Below are 20,471 nucleotides of genomic sequence, written 5' to 3' on the forward strand. Positions count from 1 at the left end.
CGAGAATCGTCGAAGTGAAACCCACGTTACCCCACACTCGTCGCAATCTTCTGGAGACCGCCTTGGGTCTCGGTTGCATCATTGCCTCTACCCTCCCTTCCGCTCATGCAGCCTCCCTCTATTGGGACGGAACGAACGCGGGTTGGGATGCCGTCGCGAACTGGTCAACCGTGGCCGGTGCCGCTACCCCTGATCCCGCCGCCGTCCCAGGTGCTGCGGATGACGCCATCTTCAATATCGATCCGGTGGACGGTGCCGTGACGGTAAACCTGAATGCGGCCCAGTCCGCCAATTCGCTCGTCTTCAACAACACCGGCACGACCACGCTGCAGGGCGGCGGAACGGACCGCGCACTCTCGCTGGGTGCCGGTGGAATCCAGATGGATGCCGCTGCAGGAGCCGCGACCATCGGGTCCGCCACCGCGGGGCAGGGAGTCCCCATTACCCTCACTGCCAGCCAGACCTGGTCTAACAACTCCACGGCCGCGCTTTCGATCGGAAATCCCTTCACCTCCGCCGCGGGCATCGGGCTGACCAAGACCGGGACCGGGAATGTCGCAATGACCAACGTCGCGAACACCTCCAACATCGGTGGCACCCTCGATATCCAAGCCGGCAAGTTCCTGATGTCCGGCGATATCACGGCTGCCGGTCTCACTGGTGCAGGGACACTGGAAAACGGCGGTCCGAACTCGAAGTGGTTCTTCCTGAACAACGCGGCGGACAATGTATTCTCCGGCAGCATCAAGGACCAGAGCGCCACGGTGCGTCTCGGTCTGGTGAAGCGCGGTGCGGGGATGTTGACCCTGAGCGGCACCAACAATCTCGGCGATAACTTCGCGGTGGAGAACGGTCTGGTGAAGATCACCGGCACGACCCAGTCAGGCGTTGGCGGCGGCAACGGTACGACTTCGGTCGGCACCGTCGGTGCCCAGAACGGCCGGATGCTCATCGAAGGCGGCACCCTGAATGCTTCCAAGAACACTAGCCCGAGCGTGGCGATCGCGACCGCCGCAAACTCGCAGGGCTTCCTGAAGATGACTTCGGGCTCGATCGCTGCCACCAGTGAATTCCACGTGGGCCGCGCTCAGACCGGATCCTTTTCGGCCTACACCCAGAATGGCGGGGCCCTCTCCGTCGGAAGCTGGCTGGTCGTCGGACTGAACAACGACCGCGCGGTGCTCAACCAGACCGCTGGATCGATCCAGGTGACCGCAAACCGCGGCACCTTCGGTGCAGGCGGCAATGCTTCCATCGGTCTCGTCAATCTCAGCGGCGGCACCTTCAACGTCGCCGCGGGCGCCAATACCGGGATCTTCCTCGGGGAGAACGGCAATGCGACCCTGAACCTTAGCGGCAGCGCCGCGATGAGCCTCGCGACCAATGGCGCAGCCGCCAGCGGCACGATGCAGTTCGGCGGCAATGCCTCCTCGCTCGGTGGCACCTTGAACCTCCGCGGCGGCACCCTCAGCGCCTTCGGCGTGACCAAGGGCGCTTCCACCGCAGGAGCCGTCTATCGCTTCAATTTCCACGGCGGCACTCTCAAGGCTGCCATCGCGAACCCCCTCTTCTTCGCGGATCTCGCGAATACGGATGCCTACGTCTTCTCCGGCGGCGGGACCATCGATAACAATGGCGTCAACATCACGATCGCGGAGGCGCTGAAGGCACCGGTCGGAAACGGCGTGAGCGCCACCGGCTTGACCGTGAGCGGCGGCGGCTACTTCGACACGCCCTTGGTCACGGTCACCGGCGGCGGTGGCACCGGCGCGACCGCGGTGGCTACGATCGATGCCAGCGGTAACCTGACCGGCATCCAGATCACCAATCCGGGGATCAACTACACCAGCGCTCCGACCTTCGCCTTGGTCGGTGGCGGCGTGGGGAACACCGGGGCCATCGGCGGCGCGGCCACCCTCGTGGCGAATAGCAGCGGCGGTCTCGCTTTCACCGGCAGCGGCATCACGACTCTGGCTGGCGCGAATACCTTCACCGGTCCGATCGCGGTCACTGGTTCCAAGCTGGGGATCGGCGGCAGCTATGCCTCCAGTGCGGTCACGGTCGCGAGTACGGGAGGCATCGTAGTTGCGGAACCCACCCTCCCGGTCGGCACCCTGACGGTCTCCTCCTTGTCCCTCGCCAACGGGACCACCGCCACCTTTGAAACCGCCGGCGGTACCAGCAGCGACAAGGTCGTGGTGAATACCGCGGGCGGCCTCACGCTCGGAACGGTCGGAGTCAATCTTTACGACAGCGGCACCACCAATGGCGCGACTCCCGGCACCTACACCCTGTTCCAATACAGCGGCAGCCTCACCGGCGGCATCGCCGGGCTCTCCGTCCTTAATCCGCGCGCGGGCTTCGGCTACACCTTCGCCAACACCGGCTCCGCCGTCACCGTCCAGGTGACCTCGGTCGATGCGGATGGCGACGGCATGTCGGACGCTTACGAGACGGCGAACGGCCTGAATCCGAACGACGCCACCGGCGTCAACGGCGCCTCCGGCAATCTGGACGGCGACTTTGCCACCAACTACGAGGAGTTCCTCGCCGGCACCGCCGCGAACAATGCCTCCTCCGACCCGCTCAACACCGACAACGACGGTCTCCGCGACAATTGGGAAATCACCCACTTTGGCACCATTGCCGCCCAAACCGGAACCGGCGATTTCGACGGGGATTTCGATTCCAATCTGTTGGAATTCACGAACTCAACCAACCCTGCCAGTGCCGCCAGTTTCAGCGACACCGATGCGGACGGCATGGGAGATGGATGGGAGATCCTGTACTTCTCGAATATCACCGCGAAGAACGGCACCGTCGATACGGACAGCGACCTATTCACCGACTTGGAGGAGTATCAGTATGGCTCGATCCCGACCGATTCCTCCTTCTCGCCGGTCAAGGCCAAGGCTGCCCACCGCTGGAGCTTCACCGGTAACCTGAGCGACTCGGTCGGCAGCAGCAATGCGACGATCGAGAACGGGACCGCGAGTAACACCAACGTGGTGACGCAGAATCCGACCAGCGTTACCCTGGCAGGTGGCGCGAAGGCGGACTCGCAGTGGGTGAAGCTCGGCAGCCAGTTGCTGCCGGCGCGCAACACCCCCTACACCATCGAAACGTGGGCGACGGTGCACTCGATCCAGAATTTCTCGCGCATCTGGGACTTCCACAACAGCACCACCGAGAACCTCTACATGAGCTGGTCGGTCGGCACCGGAGCCTTGACGGACCGCATCCAATGGGTCGATCCCGCCGGGTTGTTGGTCGACAACACCAACAACTACGCGCTCGCCACGAAGTATCACATCGTGATGACGATCGAACCGGCGGCGACTCCGGGTAGCTCGGTGGTGAAGTGGTATTCGGCCCCCGAGTACGACGGGGCATCAAACCTCGAGCTCGGCGCGGCCCGCGGGACCCAGACGGTCGCGAACAGCCTCGCGTTCATGAACGACACCGTCAATGCGCTCGGGTTCTCGCCATGGCCGGACAATACCGCCAACGCGACCTACGACGAGGTGCGCCTCTGGGATGGTGCCTTGCCGGCTTGGGCCCTCGAGGGTTTGCACAAGCAGGGTCCTGACAATCCGGCCCAGCCCGATTCCGATTCGGACCAGATGCCGGATGCGTATGAAGAATATTACTTCGCCGGCTTGGCTGAGACGGCTGCGGGCGACTTCGACGGCGACTTCAGCAGCAATCTCGACGAATTGAAGGCTGGAAGCGACCCGACCGACCCCGGTTCCAGTCCGAACGACTCCGATGCGGATGGCCTCCCCGATGCGTGGGAGATCGGCTACTTCGGCGATCTCTCCCAGAACGGTGGCGGTGATCCGGACGGTGATTTCGCCTTCAACAGCGAGGAACTTGACGCAAACTCGAACCCGACGCTCTACACCTCCTTCCCGGATAGCGACAGCGACGGGATGTCGGATCCTTGGGAGATCTACTACTTCCTCGGGCTGGACGACAACGGCACCACGGACGGTGACGGCGATCTGCTCAACTCCCTGCAAGAGTTCACGCAAAAGGGCGATCCGCTCAATCCGCTTCTCCCCGGCGTGGCCGATGGCGACGCCGACAACGACGGTCTCCCGGATCGCTGGGAAGTCAGCTGGTTCGACGCCACCAACATCGGCACCCAAGGGGGAACCACCGACTCCGACTCGGACGGCTCGAACAATCTGGCCGAGTATCAAGCCACCTCCGATCCGACCGATTCAAGTTCGACTCCTGCCGACATCAATGGCGACGGTCAGGCCGACCAGCATGTCTTCCACGGCATGAGTGCCACCGGCAGCGGCCCGCAGGACAAGGATGCGCAAGCCACTCCTTTCACGGGACGCCTGGCCAACACCGGCACGGCGATCCCGACGGTGGATCCGAATCTGGATCTGAATACTACGGCAGGAACGCTGTCGCTGACCTCCTCCACTTCGGACATCAACGGGCAGGTCAACATGGCCGAGCTTGAAGCTCTCGGTATCCCGCTGTCCTCGCTCGGTTTCACCGGCACGCAGGACTTCAGGATCCGGGCGCACTTCATCAACATGCCGCCGGCCACCGGCTTCGATCAGATCGGAGCTTACGTGGGGACCAGCAGCACGGCAGTCACCCGCGCGGCGCTGATCGGTGGCAACCGCTCGTCTCTGGGGGTGAATACCAATGGCGCTAACGATGCCAATGCAGCCTTCGGTGCAGCCGGGACTGCCGGCGCCGAGGGGCGCGACCTCACGGTCGAGATCGAGCGCATCGGTGGCGTGTGGGCGATGTATTGCAACGATTCGACCTGCACACCCGGTGCCCAGCCGACCTTCCTCGACGGGCTGTCTACCTTGCAGGCGGGCGTCTTCGTCCTCGATGGCGGCGGCACGGGTATCCACCGGACGGCTGTGCTCGATAGCTTCACCATCGTGCGCTTCGGCCAGTCCTCCAACGATGTCGACGCAGACGGCTTGGATGATGCTTGGGAGATTGCCAACTTCGGCAACACCACTTCCCAGACCGGGACGGGTGATGCGGACGCGGACGGAACCAACAACCGCACCGAGTTCCTTCTGGGGCTCAGCCCGGTGAATGGCAGCCAACGTTTCGCCGTGGCCCAGAGCAACGTGAACCCCGGCACCGGGACCACGCTGACCTGGCCCGCACAGAACGGGCTGACCTTCCAAGTCTATCGTTCCACCACGCTCGGCTCTTGGTCGCCGATCGGCGGAGTGATCACTGCTACCGGCACTTCTGCCAGCTACACCGATAACGGCGCCCCTCTCGGGAAAGCCTTCTACCGGGTTGACCTTACCACGCCTTGATGGGTTGAGGCGTGTTTGACTACAGCCGGGGGCTACGGGGCCCCCGGCTGTTCCTTTTTCGGGATGTCCGCTTGGTGCAAAGTCCTACCGGTTTCCGAAAAAAGCTGGGAGCGGTGAGTATCTCAGACACGCGAAAGTGGATTTGCCTTGCTTTCTCAAGATGTCCGAAAAGCTCCCTATCCGAAAAACCACGTAAACCGCCAAAGAATCGTATCATTAGTGACACTAAAAATGCGTTAAAACGCTAAAAAGTTCCGTTTTTTGCGCACTGGGGACGAGCTCCTGAGATCCGCTGGATTCGCGCATCGTGAGTGAAAAGATGCAAAAGTCTGCAATCCCTCGAAAACAGCGGATAAGCTTCGTAATAGCACTAATAGCGCAAACCTGGCGCCACTCTAAGAATCGAAGCCTTGGATGTTATCTCGTCGCTTCGATACAAATTTTAACCACTTGGATACAAGCAATGCCCAAATGGCGTGATAGATTCAGCTTCCAATCCCGGAGCGCCTCGCCGAAAACCCGCGCCTTGGCTGTTTGTGAATTCAAACGCGTTCGGAATGGCTGACGCAAAACTTGTTTGATGTATTCTCAAAGTAGGTACAGACTTCTCGTGATGAAACCCAACAATCCAACCCGCACTCGCGTGCCATTACGGCAGCGCGGCTTCGCCTTGGTGATTTCCCTATCACTCATGGTGCTGCTGACGGTTCTTGCCGTGGGGCTGATGTCTCTTTCTGCGGTTTCCCTTCGTTCTTCGGGTGCTGGTCAGGCACGCGCGGAGGCAGAGGCAAATGCCCGGATGGCCCTGATGATGGCCATCGGCGAACTGCAAACTTCGATGGGTCCGGACCAAGCGGTGACCGCCCGCGCCAGCTCGATCGGGGTTTCCGAGTCCGATCCCAATCTTTTGGGCACTTGGAAGGGTTGGCACTGGCAGCCCGGCACTTCGGGTCCGACCTACTCCCAGAAGGAAGGGGAGTTCCGCCGCTGGCTTGCCTCGATGACCGGTGAGAACACGGCCCAGGATGTCACGAGCGCCACCTTCAAGGATCCGGTCTGGTTGATCAACCCGGAGACGGTCGGCATGCCGGAAAACTCCGAGAGCATCGTTGGAGCCGGGCTTCGCGGGGACAAGATTCCGATGGAACTCTCCGAGACCCAGCGCGGTGCTTTCGCCTGGGCGGTGATGGACGAGAGCATGAAGGCCCCGATCCAGCTCCGCGAACCAGAGAACGAGGATGGTGGCGAGACCCCCACCAAGGCCGAGCTCATCGCCCGTCGTATCGCTCCGGCTCGTGCGCGTCCCGAAAACATTTTGGAAGCCTTGGACCCTGAGAAGCTGGGGAACCCGGCGAAGATCGTTTCTTTGGACAGCGCGGTGGTCGCGGTTGGCAAGGAAGAGGGTAAGCAGATCCTCGCCTATCAAGGTGATGTGACGCCCTATTCGGTCGGCCTGCTTTCCGACGTTGCCAAGGGCGGTCTGAAGACAGACCTGACCACGGTGTTCGAATCGAGCAGCGCCTCGCCGAACATCAACGGCGCGGTAACCGTCTACAACAACGCGAACGACGGAGCCCCACGCTGGGATTACATCAAGAATCATTACCAGCTTCACCGCAAGCTGGGCCGCACCGCCGGCTCCGGCACGCCGAAGCTCACCTTGAGCTCCACGGATCTGCGTCCCTCCGCCAGCGCCCTCACGGTTTCTCCTGCCACCGAGCGCCTCATGCCGGTGATCGCGAAGCTGCAGATCATGTTCTCCGCGGTCTCGCACTACAACCACATCACCGACCGGGTGAACTGGTACAACACCAAGGGCGTGCCGCAGGGGAACCAGAACTATGGTGCTCCTCACCTCGCCTACGACCCGGTGGTGACCCTCTACAATCCCTACGATGTCGCGATCACGCTCCAGAAGCTGCGCGTCCGCGTCTGGGATCCGCCCGTGCTCTTCGGGATGAAGAAGAACGGTGCCTGGCTGCGCGATGACTTTGCGAACAACAGGTTCCATAGCCTCGCCCGCTTCCAGATCGCCAACCAGTTCAACGAGAACGCACGGCGCTACTTTACCCTGCTGCTGACCGATGCGGGCCGCGTAACGCCTTACGGTGGCGCGATCACGATGATGCCCGGCGAGGTGCGCGTCTTCTCGCCTTACGTGGAGAAGAACTGGACTTGGGGCATGGAAACCGCCGGCCAGTATACGCCGCGCTCTTTCTTCGACTGGGATGCCGGCCTTGATTTCGGTAACGTCGACAACCGCACCAAGAACCTTTTCGGGGTCGAATCGGTCCCCGGTTGGGACCCGCGTGCAGGGTTGCAGACCGACCACTTGACCTATTCCGACAATCGTCGTCCGGCTGCCACCCTCTACAGCTTCGAGAATCCCGACATGAAGGGGAACGGTTGGATGTCGATCAAGCTGACTGATACCTTCGAGGTACAGGCGAAGCCTGGTCGTCCCCTGACGACGGCCACGGTCTCGGACTTCACCGTCGATCTTCTTGCCGGCTCGGTGCAGGACGTCACCCGCGACCTTCTTCGCACCTATCGCTTCCGCATGACCAATCCGGAAGCGGAGATGAGCGTCACGCCGGCCAATCCCGTCATCTCCCGGAACTGGCGCGTGGGTGATATCCTTCAACGCCCGGGGGATACCACCCCGAGCGGCAAGTCGCCCTTCGCGATCCTGACCATGTCGGCCAAGACCACGGCTGACCCGCTCTGGGACCAATCCACTCCTTGGGTGCACAATCATCCGGTGGTGGAAGGTGTGGAGCAGAATAGCAATCGCGTGGGCAATGCGCTGGACTCCTATGACCTGCGCTTCGAGGAGGTTACCGACTTCACCCGTTCCCCTGGCATCGAGTTCGATGCCAGCACGAACAAGGGCTACTACGGTGCCACCGCCACGGCGAACCGCGGGGTTTCGAACGTCCCGATGTTCCGCGTGCCCTTGCTGCCTGCCGCCAGCCTCGGTGACCTGATTCCCGCCAACCTGGTCGCTTCCGCCGCTCTTCCGCGCGTGACTCACGCCTTGGGCAATTCTCGCGCTCATCCGCTGCTTCCTTCGGGTGGCGTGACACGCTCCGTTTCCGGTGGCACCACCGGATCGAGCGGCATGATGCTCGACCACAGCTACCTGCTGAATGATGCGCTGTGGGATAGCACCTTCTTCTCCACCATCGCGAACTTTTCGGACAACCCGCTGCTTCCCGGTCGCGATCGCAAGACCTTGCTGACCGAGTTCTTCGAGGGCAACACCCGTCTGCTGAACACCCGCTTCACGCCGCTGGCCAATGGCCAAGGCTCGAAGTCGGAACAGGCCGCCACCCTCGATGGCCTCGACGACACCACGCTGAGCAAGCGCATGGCGAGCGTGCTGGGCATCCGCGGACCCTTCAACGTGAACTCCGACTCCATTGCAGCCTGGAAAGCGATGCTCACCTCGCTTCGCGACGAGCAGTTGATCGGCTGGAACATGGACAACCGTTCGCCCCGGGATAAGACCGGATTCTCCCGCTTCGGCTTGCCGATCTATGGGGACGGACAATCCGCCGGCGGTGGCGGGATCGACGTGGCCGGCCAAGTGCGCTGGGCAGGCTTCCGTGCGCTCACGGACGATGAGATCAACGAGCTCGCCACCGGTATCGTGACCAACATCCGGGCCCGTGGCAGCGAGGACAAGGCTCCATCCCTTACCATGGGTGAGTTCGTGAACCGCCGTCTCGGAAGCGTGAGTTCCCTCCACACCATGGAAGGGATTATCCAGAAGGCCATCAGCGATTCCAGGATCAACGATCTGGCCCACAGCATGGACTCGAAGAAGCTGACCGGTACCTCCAATCCGAGCGCCTTGACTGGCATGGCCACGGCCGAAGCCCGTTCCGGATACTCGTCCAAGACCGGCTTCTCCGGCGAAGGTGCTCCTTCGATGCTGACCCAAGGCGACGTGCTCATGGCGCTCGCACCGATCATCACCGTCCGCGGAGATACCTTCCGGATCCGCGCTTATGGCGAATCCCGCAACCCCGATGGCGAGGTGCAGGCGAAGGCCTGGTGCGAAGCCATCGTGCAGCGCACCCCGGAGTACCTGGATTCCTCGGACCTTCCCGAAGTGAAACCGGAAAACCTCTCGAGTGCTGCGAACGAGCGCTTTGGCCGCCGCTTCAATATCACATCCTTCCGCTGGCTTTCTCCTGAGGAGGTGTGATTGTCCCGATCAGCCCATGAATATCAGAAGACTTCTCGTCGTTTCGCTGCTCGGCTTGGTTGCGCCGCTCGCTCATGCGCAGGAGCCGGCTCCTGCGCCCGCACCGGCACCCGCTCAGGATGATGGTATCAAGATCCGCGCCATCTCCTTCATGGTGGATCGCCCGATTACGGGTCTCTATGCCCACAATCCTACCGCGGCGGCACCGCTGCCGGGGGTAGCATTCCAGATCAAGACCTACCTGAACCACGAGTTCACCCAAGTCCCGATCACGGGAGAAGTCGTCTTCACCGATGACGCGGCCCCGGCGAGTGCGAAGGACCCTGCGAAGGTGAAGGCCCGGGCCAAGCTGCCCACCGGCTTTCGCAAAGGCATTCTGATCTTCCTGCCCGGCACCGGCCGCACCGGCGATACCGCCTATCGCGTTCTGGTGATGGATGATTCGCTGCGGTCTTTCCCGCGCGGTTCGGTGAAGGTGATGAACCTGAGCCCGGCGACGGTGAGAATCCGTCTGGAGAAGAACAACTACGAGTACAAGAGCGGCGAGATGAAGCTGATCGAGGATCATCCGGTGGGTGCCAACAACTCCGCGGCGATGATGGCCTTCGCGCTCAAGGGCACCGAGTGGCAGCGCGTCGGTGCCGGTGTCTGGCCTCATCCCGGAGACAAGCGGGTGATCGAAATCATCTTCGAGAATCCCCAGACACGCCAGATCGAGCTGGCGGGCATACGCGACGTCGCCGTCGACAACTGATCTCCGAGACGCCGCATTCTCCCAAGGAATGCGGCGTTTCTTTTCTCAAACCCTCAAAACCCATGAAAACCCTGCTTTCCGTCCCGCTGCTTGCGGCGGCGATTTTCTCCTGTGCGCAAATGTCCTGGGCCGCGGAAGGCGAATGCCGGGTGCGTGCGATCGTTTCCCAAGCCGGCTCGTTGCCGGCGGAGGTCTATGTCCACGACGCGGCAGGTAGCGCGACCGCAGGCAAGGTGGCGGTGAAGACTTTCCTCAATCATCAATTCGATCTGCTTGCTCCGAAGAAAGGCGGAGCGATGGTGCTCACCACCAAAGCCGAGCCTGCGAGCGTGAAGAGTGAGGAAGATGTGGTAGGCGAGTGCGAGCTGCCGGTGAAGGCTGCTTCACTGATCCTGTTCGTGGTGCCTGAGTCGCCGGGAAAGGTGAAGAGCAAGGTGACGGTGATCGATGCGAGCGCGAAAGCCTTCCCGGAAGGTTCCTTCAAGGTGGTGAACCTCAGCTCGGTTCCCGTGCGGATCGAGTTGGAGGACGAGAAGTTCGAGTTCAAGCCCGCCGAAACCAAGATCATCGCCAAGCCACCCGTGGGCGACGCGGGCTCCGCGAAGATGAAAGCTTTTTGCGAGCGGAACGGAACTTGGGAGCAATTGAGCTCCGGCATCTGGCCCAGCCCGGGTGACAAGCGGGTCCTGCAGGTGATCTCCGAGAATGCCGTGACGAAGCAGATCGAGTTCGTGGGCATCCGCGATGTCGTGAAACCCTGAGGTCCATTCGGATCAGCCCTTCTCACCCTCCCCGGGAAACTCATGCGGTCCGCATTTTCAATCGATTCTTATGGCGGCGCTTGGCCTCGGCTCGCCTTCGGTTCACTCCTCCTGCTGCTCGGTGGCGCATCGCCATCGCGGGCGGACTTGGTTAACCGCTGGTCCTTCAACAACCCGGCAGGGAGTGCCACCGATGGATCGGTCCTGAGCGACAGTGTCACCGGCGCGGTGGCCACGGTGCAGGGGAACTTCGCGGAATTTACCGGGACCAGCGTGCGCTTGGAGGGGCCTAACGGCGGGGACACCACCACGGGAAATCGCTCGGCCGGTTTCATCTCCGGCTATGTGGACCTGCCGAACGGGTTGATCTCGTCCAAGACGCATCTCTCGGTGGAGCTCTGGGCCACCCCTCTGTCGGGCCGCGACTACCAGCGGATCTTCGATTTCGGGCGGGTCACGGGTGCAGGCTCCGGTGGTGGAGCGCTGGGAGAGATTATCGACATCACCGGCACGACTCCGGGCGGAACCAGTGCCTCGGACAATCTCTTCCTGTCTTTCTGCATCGGCAATTCGCTGAACGCGCAGCGTGCGGAGGCGCTCCTCAACGGCGGCAGCAAGCTGACGATGGATAGCGCTCTCGCGACCACCGCAGGGACCCCATACCACTATGTGCTAACCTTCGAGGATCTCGGCACGGAGGGAGGAAGGATCACATGGTATCGGGACGGCACGCAGATCGCGAGCGGGGACGTGAGCTTCCATCTTTCGAATATCGAGGATGTGAACAACTGGCTGGGTCGCTCGATGTGGACGGGTGACCGGAACGCTCACGCGGAGTTCGACGAACTCCGGATCTACGACCATGTACTGAGCACTTCGGAGATCTCCGCGAATCTGGTCGCGGGTCCCGATGCCCTTGTCGATCCTCCCGATCCGGAGCCCGCTCCCGTGCCGGATCATCTCTGGGTCTTCAACGATGGAGCGGACTCCACGGTCGATAGCGGCCTGAGTTTCACGGATAGCGTGGGGGGAATGGCCGCGACCTTGCGGGGGAACGGAGCGGCACTTACGGGAACCGCCTTGCGCCTGCCGGGAAGCACGGCGGGCAATCAATCGGCGGCGTCGATCTCGGCCTATCTCGATCTGCCGAACGGAATCATCTCCGCCCAGCCGAGCATCACCTTGGAAGCATGGGCCACGCCCCTGTCGTCGAAGGCGTACCAGCGGCTCTTCGACTTCGGTCGCACGAATGTCACCAGCGGGAGCGGAGCCCTGCCAGGGGAGATCATCGACGGCAGCGGAGCCCCCGGGGTTTTCGCCGGCTACGATAACTTCGTGCTCTCGCTCAATGTCGCGGGGAACCTCGGCACGCACCGCTTGGAGGGACAGATTGACAATGGCGAGGCGATCTTCACCGACTCTACGGCGGCGACGACGGCGGGCACGCAGTATCACTATATACTGGTGTTACAGGATGGCGTGGGAACCTACGGCGCCAACGGCTGCCAGATCCGCTGGTATCGGAATGGCGCGCTCCAGAACACGCTCGATCTCGATTTCCATCTCTCGGAGATGCAGGACGTAAACAACTGGATCGGGCGCTCGAACTACTCCGGCGACTCCTGCTCGAATCTCGCTCTGAACGAACTGCGGATCTATCGCCGGGCGATCACGCCGGGAGAGATCTTGGCTAGCTACACGGAAGGCCCGGACCTGAACTCCGGTGAGCCCGAGCCGCCGGTGCCTGCTCCGGCTCCGCGGCACCGCTGGTCCTTCAATGGAGCGGCCGGTGCAGTCCCGGCAGGCACGCCATTTACCGATAGCGCCACCGGCGAGCTCGCTACCCTGCGCGGGAATGGCGCGGCACTCGATGGCACTGCCATCGTCCTGCCCGGCACCACCAACGGAAACCAGACGGCGGCAAACATCTCGGCCTATGTGGATTTGCCGAACGGGATCTTCTCCGCCGCGAAGTCCTTCACGATGGAAGCTTGGCTCACGCCGCTTTCCTCGAAGAACTGGCAGCGCATTTTCGATTTCGGGAACTCCAGCCTCACCAGCGGCAGCGGTGCCGCCACCGGGGAGATCATCGATGGTCCGGCCGCACCGGGTGGATTCACCGCCTCGGACAACCTGCTGCTCTCGCTGAACATCAATGGCGAGTTGGGCAACCATCGTCTGGAGTCGCGGATGGCCGGAGGATCGGTGGTGACTCAGGATACCGGCTTGGCCGGCAGCACCCCGGTCGGCACGGAGCATCACTATGTGCTGAGCGTGCAGGATGGGGCGGGTGCCTCCGGAGCCTCGGGCTGTCAGGCGAAGTGGTATCGTGACGGCGAACTGCAAGGGAGCATCGACTTGCCCTACCGCGTGGCCGACATGGCGGACGTGAACAACTGGATCGGCCGCTCGCTCTGGGCGGCGGATATGAATTCGAATTTCGCGCTGAACGAGCTGCGGATCTACTCCAAGGCCCTGAGTGCAGGCGAGGTGTTGGCGAGCCACTCGAATGGCGCGGCAGCGGTGTTTCCCGCTCCCGTCGCCGTCGCCGATACCGCGACCATCCACGCCGGGCAGAAGGTGCGGATCGCCGTGCTGGCGAATGACAGCGGCGCGATCAATCCGGCTTCGGTCGAGATCGTCACGCCTCCCGTGCTAGGAACCGCTACCGTGGATGCGCAGGGGAGCATTCTCTACACGCACCCGGGATCGGGGAGCAATCCGGTAACCTTCAGCTACCGGGTTTCGGGCGAGGGCGGGACTTCGGCGGCTACGGCGGTCACCGTACAAATTTCCTCCGAGCTGCGAATCGCGACGGCGGCGCCGAATGTCCCGCTGGAAGCTCCCGTCACAGCGATCCAGGTGGTGCCTGCTTTCCCGGGGCTGGCCTTCAACAAGGCGCTCTGCTTCGCCAGCCCGCCGGGTGATGCCCAACGGCTCTTCGTCTGTGAGCTCGGCGGGAAGCTGCGCGTGATTCCGGATGTGGGTGCTTCCACTCCCACCGTGTCAGAGGTGCTGGACATCGTGAACGTGGTCACCAATCCGCCGCGCGTGCCTGCCGAGTCGATCACGCCGGGTCCGAATGGCGAGTGCGGCCTGCTCGGTCTGGCCTTCCACCCGCAGTACGCGCAGAACGGCTACTTCTACGTGACCTATTCCGTGGTGAAGTCCGGATTGAGCGGATGGTTCCAGCGGCTCTCGCGTTTCACCGTGCCCCCGGACCAGATCGGGCAGGCGAGCCCGGTGGCCGATCCTTCCACGGAGTCGATCCTGATTGAGCAAGCCGACCGCGAGGACAACCACAACGGCGGTGACCTGCACTTCGGTCCGGATGGCTTCCTCTATTACTCGGTGGGTGACGAGGCGAATGCGAACGACAAGTATGTAAATAGCCAGGACATCGATAAGAACATCTTCTCCGCGATGCTCCGGATCGACGTGGACAAGGCTTCCGGGATCGAGCCGAACCCCCACGTCTCCGTCCCCACGGACAATGGCATCGCCCGCTATTCGATCCCGGCGGACAATCCATTCATCGGAGCCACCAGCTTCAACGGGCTGCCGGTGAATCCTGCCGCCGTGCGCACCGAGTTTTGGGCGGTCGGGCTGCGCAGTCCCTGGCGCTTCTCTTTCGATCCGCTTACCCATGAACTCTGGCTCGGGGATGTGGGGCAGGGGATGTACGAGGAGGTGGACCTCATCACGAAGGGTGGCAACTACGGCTGGGTCTATCGCGAGGGCATGCACGATACCGCCTTCACCAACCCGGTGCCCCCGACCAAGCCCGCCGGATTCAGTTCGATCGATCCGATCTACGAATACGTCCACACCGGCATGGCGGGCGATTCGAACTTCAAGGGGAACTCTGTGATCGGGGGCGTGGTCTATCGCGGCTCGAAGATACCCTCGCTCTACGGAAAATACATCTTCGGGGATCAGGTTTCCGGGCACATCTGGTCGCTCGGCCGTGCGGGAGATGTTCCGGGCGGGGCGGTCACCGTGGAGCGAATCGGCGGCCAGGCATTCCTCTCGAATTTCGGCACGGACCCCTCGAATGGCGACGTGCTGGTGTCTGACTACTTCGGTGGCCGTATCATGCGGATCGTCTCCGCCACGGCGGATGGGAATTTCCCGGCCAAGCTGAGCGATACCGCCCTCTTCGCCGATCTCACGGACCTCTCGCCCTCTCCCGGCGTGCTGCCCTACGAGCCGAACCTGACCTTCTGGAGCGATCATGCGGTAAAGCGCCGCTGGTTCACGATTCCGGATGCGGGCAAGCGCATGACATGGTCGCGGGACGGGAACTGGACCTTCCCGGAGGGGCAGATCTGGATCAAACACTTCGATCTCGAAACCGAGCGCGGGAATCCGTCCTCTCCGAAGAAGCGGATCGAAACACGCTTGCTGGTGAAGAACTCCACCGGGATGTACGGTGTGAGCTACCGTTGGAACGAAGCCCAGACTGACGCGACGCTCGCGGCGGACGGCGGCGAAGACTTTCCGGTGAATCTCACCGTGAACGGTGCGCCCTACTTCCAGCAGTGGCGGATTCCGAGCCGTTCGCAGTGCATGACCTGCCACTCGCCGCAGGCCGGGCACGCGCTTTCCTTCAACACCCGGCAGCTCAACTTGAGCCGGGAGATCCAGGGCTTCAGTGGCAACCAGATCGACCTGCTCTCGGAGGCCGGATACCTTTCGAATATTCCGCAGTCCACCAACCTGCTGCCGCGCCACCTGCGCCCGGATGAGGACGAATATCCGCTGGAAGCCCGCGTCCGGTCCTACCTCGCGGTCAATTGCTCCTACTGCCATGCCGGAGCGGAAGGAACCGCACCCACCGCATGGGACGGGCGCCACCAGCTGACACTGGAGCAGACCGGTCTAGTAAACGGGGAAGCGAACTCGAACAACGGCAATCCGGCCAACAAGCTGGTAGTGCCGGGAGATCTCCTGCACTCGATCGTGCTGAACCGGGTGGCGGTAACCAATGGCTTCTCGAAGATGCCGCCGCTGGGTAGCAACGAGATCGATCAGGTTAACGTCGGGCTGCTCTCCGCGTGGATCGCTGAGAGCCTCCCGGAAAATCAAACCTACGCCGCGTGGCGTCTGGAGAAGTTCGGTTCATCCTCCTCACCGCAGGGCGATCCTGACGCGGATGTGGATGGCGACGGCGTTGCGAACCGCGACGAATTCCTCGCCGGCACCTCGCCGACGAACGGCGCGAGCTTCCTGCGACCCGTGCTGACGCGGTCCGGCGATCAGGTTTCGATCGGCTTCGACCTACCTGCCAATCGCTCGGTGCGTGTGCAATCCTCGGCGAACCTCCAGGATTGGTCGCTGTGGGATGTGCCGGGGAACGATGGGGTTTCCCTTCCCGCCGGTCCGCATGCGATCCAAGGCAGCTCCGCGGATGCCGCGCACTTCTTCCGTCTCCTCATCGAGGAACGCTAAACGCCGCTTCCCAAGCCTCGCTCCCCGGGCATCCTTCCATGCATGCGTTTGCGAGTGCTGGCGGTCCCGAATTCGAAGGCCAGCGAGGTGGTCGGATGGGAAGATGACCCGCGTGTCGGGCGCGTGCTGCGCGTGAAGATCGCGGCACCGCCGGTGGACGGAAAAGCGAATGCCGCGCTGCGCGAGTTCCTCGCCGGATATCTCCGCATTCCGAAATCGAAGGTGAGCTTGGACCATGGCGACAGCTCGCGGATCAAGACCTTCGTCTTGCCGGATAACACCGACTTGCGCTTGCCCTAACTGTCGCATGAAAAAATCCGCAGGGAATTTTCGCTGGCGCATTGCCAGTCGGCGGCAGTCTTGCTAGGAGGCGGGTGGATGGCGTGGTCGTTCCGTCAGATAGAGTTTGCTTGGGGTAGAAAATCCCGGGCAGTCCCGCCGTCCCCTTCGCGAACTTCCGCTGCGAAGATCGATGGCGGCCTCACCGAATGGTGCCGCGAAACCGCCGCGGGCATGGCCTTGCCGGAGCTTTCCCGTCGCGTGCGCGTCACATGGAATGCGCGCATGCAGACCACCGCGGGCCGCGCTTGGTGGCCGAGCCGGCTGATCGAGCTCAACCCGAAGTTGAAGGAGCAGGCGCCGGAGGAAGTGTGGCGCACGCTCCGCCACGAGCTCGCGCATCTGGTCGCCTATGAGCGCGCCGGTCGCCGCCGGATCGAAGTGCACGGCGTCGAATGGCGCGCGGCTTGTGCCGAGCTCGGTATCCCGAACGAGCAGCCCTTTCACAACCTGCCCTTCAAGCGCAAGCGGATGAAGCGGAACTTCGCCTACATCTGCCCCGAGTGCTATTCCACCATCCGCCGCGTGAAGCGGATCAACCGCATGGTAGCCTGCTACGCCTGCTGCCGGAAGCACAGCGGCGGTCTCTTCGACTCCCGCTTCCGCTTGCAGGAGCAGAAGCTCTAGTCCATTCCGGCGTTCATGGACCAAGCACCCGCGCCACCGCCGCTGTCTGGCGGCACCCCGCGCAAGAAAAGACGCCTGCCGCTATGGATCCTGTGGCCGCTTCTCGGCTTGTGGGCGGTCTATCTGGTCCAAAACTTCCGGGATCTGCGTGACTCGCCGCCGGAGGCCTGGGTGCTGTGGCGGATTGCCGATAGCGATCTGCGGATCGAAACCTCCGATCTGATTTTCCATGGGGCTCGGCGGAGGTGGCCGGAGACAGGGAGGGCAGCGACCTCTACGCGCACTGGGCGGAGATCCTGGCCAAGGATGAAGATGGGCGCTCCCGCAACGCAGCGGCGATCCTCTGGAAGATGGCCGGGGAGGATCAGAAGGCGCGCAAGTTGGAGCGACCAGAAAGCGACTACCCGGAGGTGGATCTCGCGGTCGGCCAATTCATCGGCGCTGAAGAGGTCGATCCGGAGGCGGTGGAAGCTTGCGGTGAAACGATCCTCGCCAACGACGAAACCTATTGGTGGGAGGAAGAACTCTATCTCCAGCTTTCGGATGACAGGGAGGGCGAGACCGCGTCGGGGATAAGAGCGCGGATTGCGGAGCGCGCGGACCGAAGCGCGATGATTTGCTGGGCCGTCATGGTAGCGGTTGTCGGTCTTGCCGTCGCAGGGCTCGGCGGTTTCGTGGCGCTGGCGAAGAGCAGGGTGAAGCTGAAAGACTTCAAGCGATTGCCTGCCGTCTTCCGCCGGCTCGACGAAAGGTCGGTGCTCGCGACCCTGCCGCTCGCCGATCTGGTGGCCTTCCTCGTGCTTTTGCTCACGGGCTTGGCGATCGAACTGAATCCGGACTACGACCTCGGGGACATCATCGGCCAAGACATCTTCTGGCGCTTGGCACCGGCAGTCTTCCTGTGCCTCGTATTCTTCCGCTCCTTCAGCACCAGCGTCCGCGCTCTCGGCGTCGACCGGCGCTTCCACATGGGCGCGGTATGGGCCGCCCTCGGCATCACGATGAGCGTCGAAACCCTATGCTGGTTGCTGATCCCGCAGGATGTTGAAGACCTCTCCGCCTACTCGACCGATGCTTGGGGTTTCGGCTGGGACGGCCTCGGCTACACGCTTCTAAGCTCCTGCATCCTGGCTCCGGTGAGCGAGGAAATCGTCTACCGTGGCTTCCTGTTCAATGCGGTGAACAAGCGTCTCGGGCTGATCTGGGGGCTGGTGATCGCGAACCTCGTCTTCACCCTCATCCACGGTTATCCGCTGGACTCCACCGTGGCCACCTTCCTCTTCGGGGTAGTCGCCTCGTTGCTCTATCGTTTCACCGGATCCTTGGCCGCGGCGATGCTGATGCACGCGCTGTTCAATCTTTATTGCACCATCATCGGCTGGCCTTCGATGGAGGCGATCTATTGGTGAAGGTCGGCGCTAGCGCTCTGCTCCCGCCTCCACGCGTTGGGACATCAGAGCTCCATAAGCCCGCAGATGCTCGTCCAATACCTTCTCCATCGCGGCGCCTCGTTCCGGGTGGGCCTTCGTTAGGTTCCGATTTTCCGCGAGGTCCTTGGAGATATCATACAGCTCGGTGGAACCGTCCGCGTAGTTGCGGATGAATTTCCAGCTCCCCTCGTGGAGGATCGAAAAGTGGTCGTTGTTGTGACCGTGCGGATAGTGCGTCACCAGCCACTGCGGACGATGATAGCTTGTGTCGCCTTTGAGATAAGGCCGGAGGTCGTGCCCGTCGAAGAGAGGAACGTCCTTCGCCCCTGCCAATCCGAGCAGGGTGGGGAAAAGATCGACGAGGGACACGAGATCATCCGTCCGCGAACCCGGCGTCACTGGCAGCTCGGCTTGGACTTCTCCGTCTCCCGCCTTTGCCCATCCCGCGATCATCGGGATGCGGATGCCTCCTTCATAGCGCATCCCCTTCTTCCCGCGCAGCGGTGCATTGCCGGAGACGATCGGGTTGGCGTTGTCGTTCGGGATTGGCGCGTCGCCGCCATTGTCGGAGATGAAAACCACGAAGGTCTTCTCCGCAATGCCGAGTTGATCGAGCTTCGCCAGAATGTCTCCCAACGATCGGTCCATCCCTTCGATCAGGGTCGCGTAAGCTCGCTGGGCCGGAGGAAGGTCGGGATAGTTCGCGCTGAAACGCGGGTCCTGCTGGAAGGGCGAGTGAACCGCATAGTGGGCCATGTAGGCGAAGAACGGCTTCTCGCCCTTCGCCGCCGTTTCGATCGCGCCGCACAACTCGCGCGTGAGCACCTCGGTCAGGAACTCATCCTTGCCATGCCACTTCTCCAGACCCGTCACGTGGTTCGATCTTTTCCCGAAGCTATCCTTGGCGAAGTAGGAAGCCGGGTGCCCGATCTCATTGCCCGCGATGTTCACCTCGAAGCCGATCGCCTTCGGATCTTGGGCGAAGGCACCCCGGCTGCCGAAGTGGGCCTTCCCGCAGTGGATGGTATGATAGCCGGCTGCCTTCAGCAATGCGGGTAGCGGCTTCTCGTCCGCAGCCATACCGGTTCGCCGCCAGCCCTCGGGTGATCGGAGATGCAGCACATCTTTGTCGCTGTTCTCGGTGCCCGCCGGATTGGTCCAGTTGGTCACCTGGTGGCGGGCCGCGTTCTTGCCGGTCATGATACTGACCCGCGAAGGCGTGCAAACCGGGTGCGCATAGGCACGGGTGAAGATCATGCCGCGCGCGGCGAGCGCCTCCATATTGGGCGTCCGATAGCGGCGGTTGAGATCCGTCGCGAGTGCCTCACCCGATGCACCGCGATGAAAGGGTAGAGAGCAGTCCTGCCATCCCATGTCATCGACGAGGAAGACCAGCAGATTCGGTCGTTCTGCCGAGATGGCAGAATTGATGCCGATCACCAGCAGCGTGAGAAGTGCCTTCATTTCCAATGGATTCGCGTTTTCCGGGCAATTCACGGCAAGGAGATTTCGCCTTTCCGCAAACAACTTTCGCAACCGTGCAGGCGCGCCGAGGTTTCCCTACTCGCAACCCACTCCTCT

The 20,471-nt window shown here is 62.4% G+C and carries 9 protein-coding genes; 8 read left to right on the top strand and 1 reads right to left on the bottom strand.

The window, feature by feature from the left end; translation table 11 throughout:
- The first annotated feature begins 14 nt into the window (after nucleotides 1-14).
- From OJ996_RS12575 to OJ996_RS12610, 8 genes are all read left to right on the top strand, one after another.
- Nucleotides 15-5,315 carry a beta strand repeat-containing protein gene (locus OJ996_RS12575; RefSeq protein ID WP_264513944.1) on the top strand — a complete coding sequence of 1,767 codons (5,301 nt, stop codon included), beginning with the start codon at nucleotides 15-17 and terminating at the stop codon, nucleotides 5,313-5,315.
- A gap of 643 nt (nucleotides 5,316-5,958) precedes the next feature.
- Nucleotides 5,959-9,528, top strand: a complete 3,570-nt coding sequence (locus OJ996_RS12580) for a pilus assembly PilX family protein (protein ID WP_264513945.1) — start codon at nucleotides 5,959-5,961, stop codon at nucleotides 9,526-9,528.
- A 16-nt stretch (nucleotides 9,529-9,544) separates the two neighbouring features.
- Nucleotides 9,545-10,282 carry a hypothetical protein gene (locus OJ996_RS12585; protein ID WP_264513946.1) on the top strand — a complete coding sequence of 246 codons (738 nt, stop codon included), beginning with the start codon at nucleotides 9,545-9,547 and terminating at the stop codon, nucleotides 10,280-10,282.
- 62 nt (nucleotides 10,283-10,344) lie between these two features.
- A complete protein-coding gene (locus tag OJ996_RS12590) occupies nucleotides 10,345-11,043 on the top strand; it encodes a hypothetical protein (RefSeq protein WP_264513947.1) in 699 nt (232 codons plus the stop codon).
- 42 nt (nucleotides 11,044-11,085) lie between these two features.
- On the top strand, nucleotides 11,086-16,494 hold the full coding sequence (locus tag OJ996_RS12595; RefSeq protein WP_264513948.1) for a LamG-like jellyroll fold domain-containing protein: 5,409 nt from the start codon (nucleotides 11,086-11,088) through the stop codon (nucleotides 16,492-16,494).
- A 42-nt stretch (nucleotides 16,495-16,536) separates the two neighbouring features.
- Nucleotides 16,537-16,794 carry a DUF167 domain-containing protein gene (locus tag OJ996_RS12600; protein WP_264513949.1) on the top strand — a complete coding sequence of 86 codons (258 nt, stop codon included), beginning with the start codon at nucleotides 16,537-16,539 and terminating at the stop codon, nucleotides 16,792-16,794.
- Nucleotides 16,795-17,007: 213 nt separating this feature from the next.
- Complete coding sequence (locus OJ996_RS12605; RefSeq protein ID WP_264513950.1) at nucleotides 17,008-17,460, top strand: SprT family zinc-dependent metalloprotease; 453 nt, start codon at nucleotides 17,008-17,010, stop codon at nucleotides 17,458-17,460.
- A 245-nt stretch (nucleotides 17,461-17,705) separates the two neighbouring features.
- Entirely contained in the window at nucleotides 17,706-18,869 is a 1,164-nt protein-coding gene (locus tag OJ996_RS12610) for a CPBP family intramembrane glutamic endopeptidase (RefSeq protein ID WP_264513951.1), read from the top strand.
- Nucleotides 18,870-18,878: 9 nt separating this feature from the next.
- Here the strand turns inward: OJ996_RS12610 and OJ996_RS12615 are convergent, their stop codons facing one another.
- Nucleotides 18,879-20,354, bottom strand: coding sequence for a sulfatase (locus OJ996_RS12615; RefSeq protein WP_264513952.1), 1,476 nt, complete (start codon nucleotides 20,352-20,354; stop codon nucleotides 18,879-18,881).
- Between the last annotated feature and the right edge of the window lie 117 nt (nucleotides 20,355-20,471).

The organism is Luteolibacter rhizosphaerae (genome assembly GCF_025950095.1).
Taxonomy (GTDB): Bacteria; Verrucomicrobiota; Verrucomicrobiia; order Verrucomicrobiales; family Akkermansiaceae; genus Haloferula; species Haloferula rhizosphaerae.

Excerpts from the sequence above, each read along its gene's own strand:
- OJ996_RS12590 (WP_264513947.1), top strand. The coding sequence starts at position 10,345 with ATGAAAACCCTGCTTTCCGTCCCGCTGCTTGCGGCGGCGATTTTCTCC.
- OJ996_RS12605 (WP_264513950.1), top strand. The coding sequence starts at position 17,008 with ATGGCCTTGCCGGAGCTTTCCCGTCGCGTGCGCGTCACATGGAATGCG.
- OJ996_RS12585 (WP_264513946.1), top strand. The coding sequence starts at position 9,545 with ATGAATATCAGAAGACTTCTCGTCGTTTCGCTGCTCGGCTTGGTTGCG.
- OJ996_RS12595 (WP_264513948.1), top strand. The coding sequence starts at position 11,086 with ATGCGGTCCGCATTTTCAATCGATTCTTATGGCGGCGCTTGGCCTCGG.
- OJ996_RS12615 (WP_264513952.1), bottom strand. The coding sequence starts at position 20,354 with ATGAAGGCACTTCTCACGCTGCTGGTGATCGGCATCAATTCTGCCATC.
- OJ996_RS12600 (WP_264513949.1), top strand. The coding sequence starts at position 16,537 with ATGCGTTTGCGAGTGCTGGCGGTCCCGAATTCGAAGGCCAGCGAGGTG.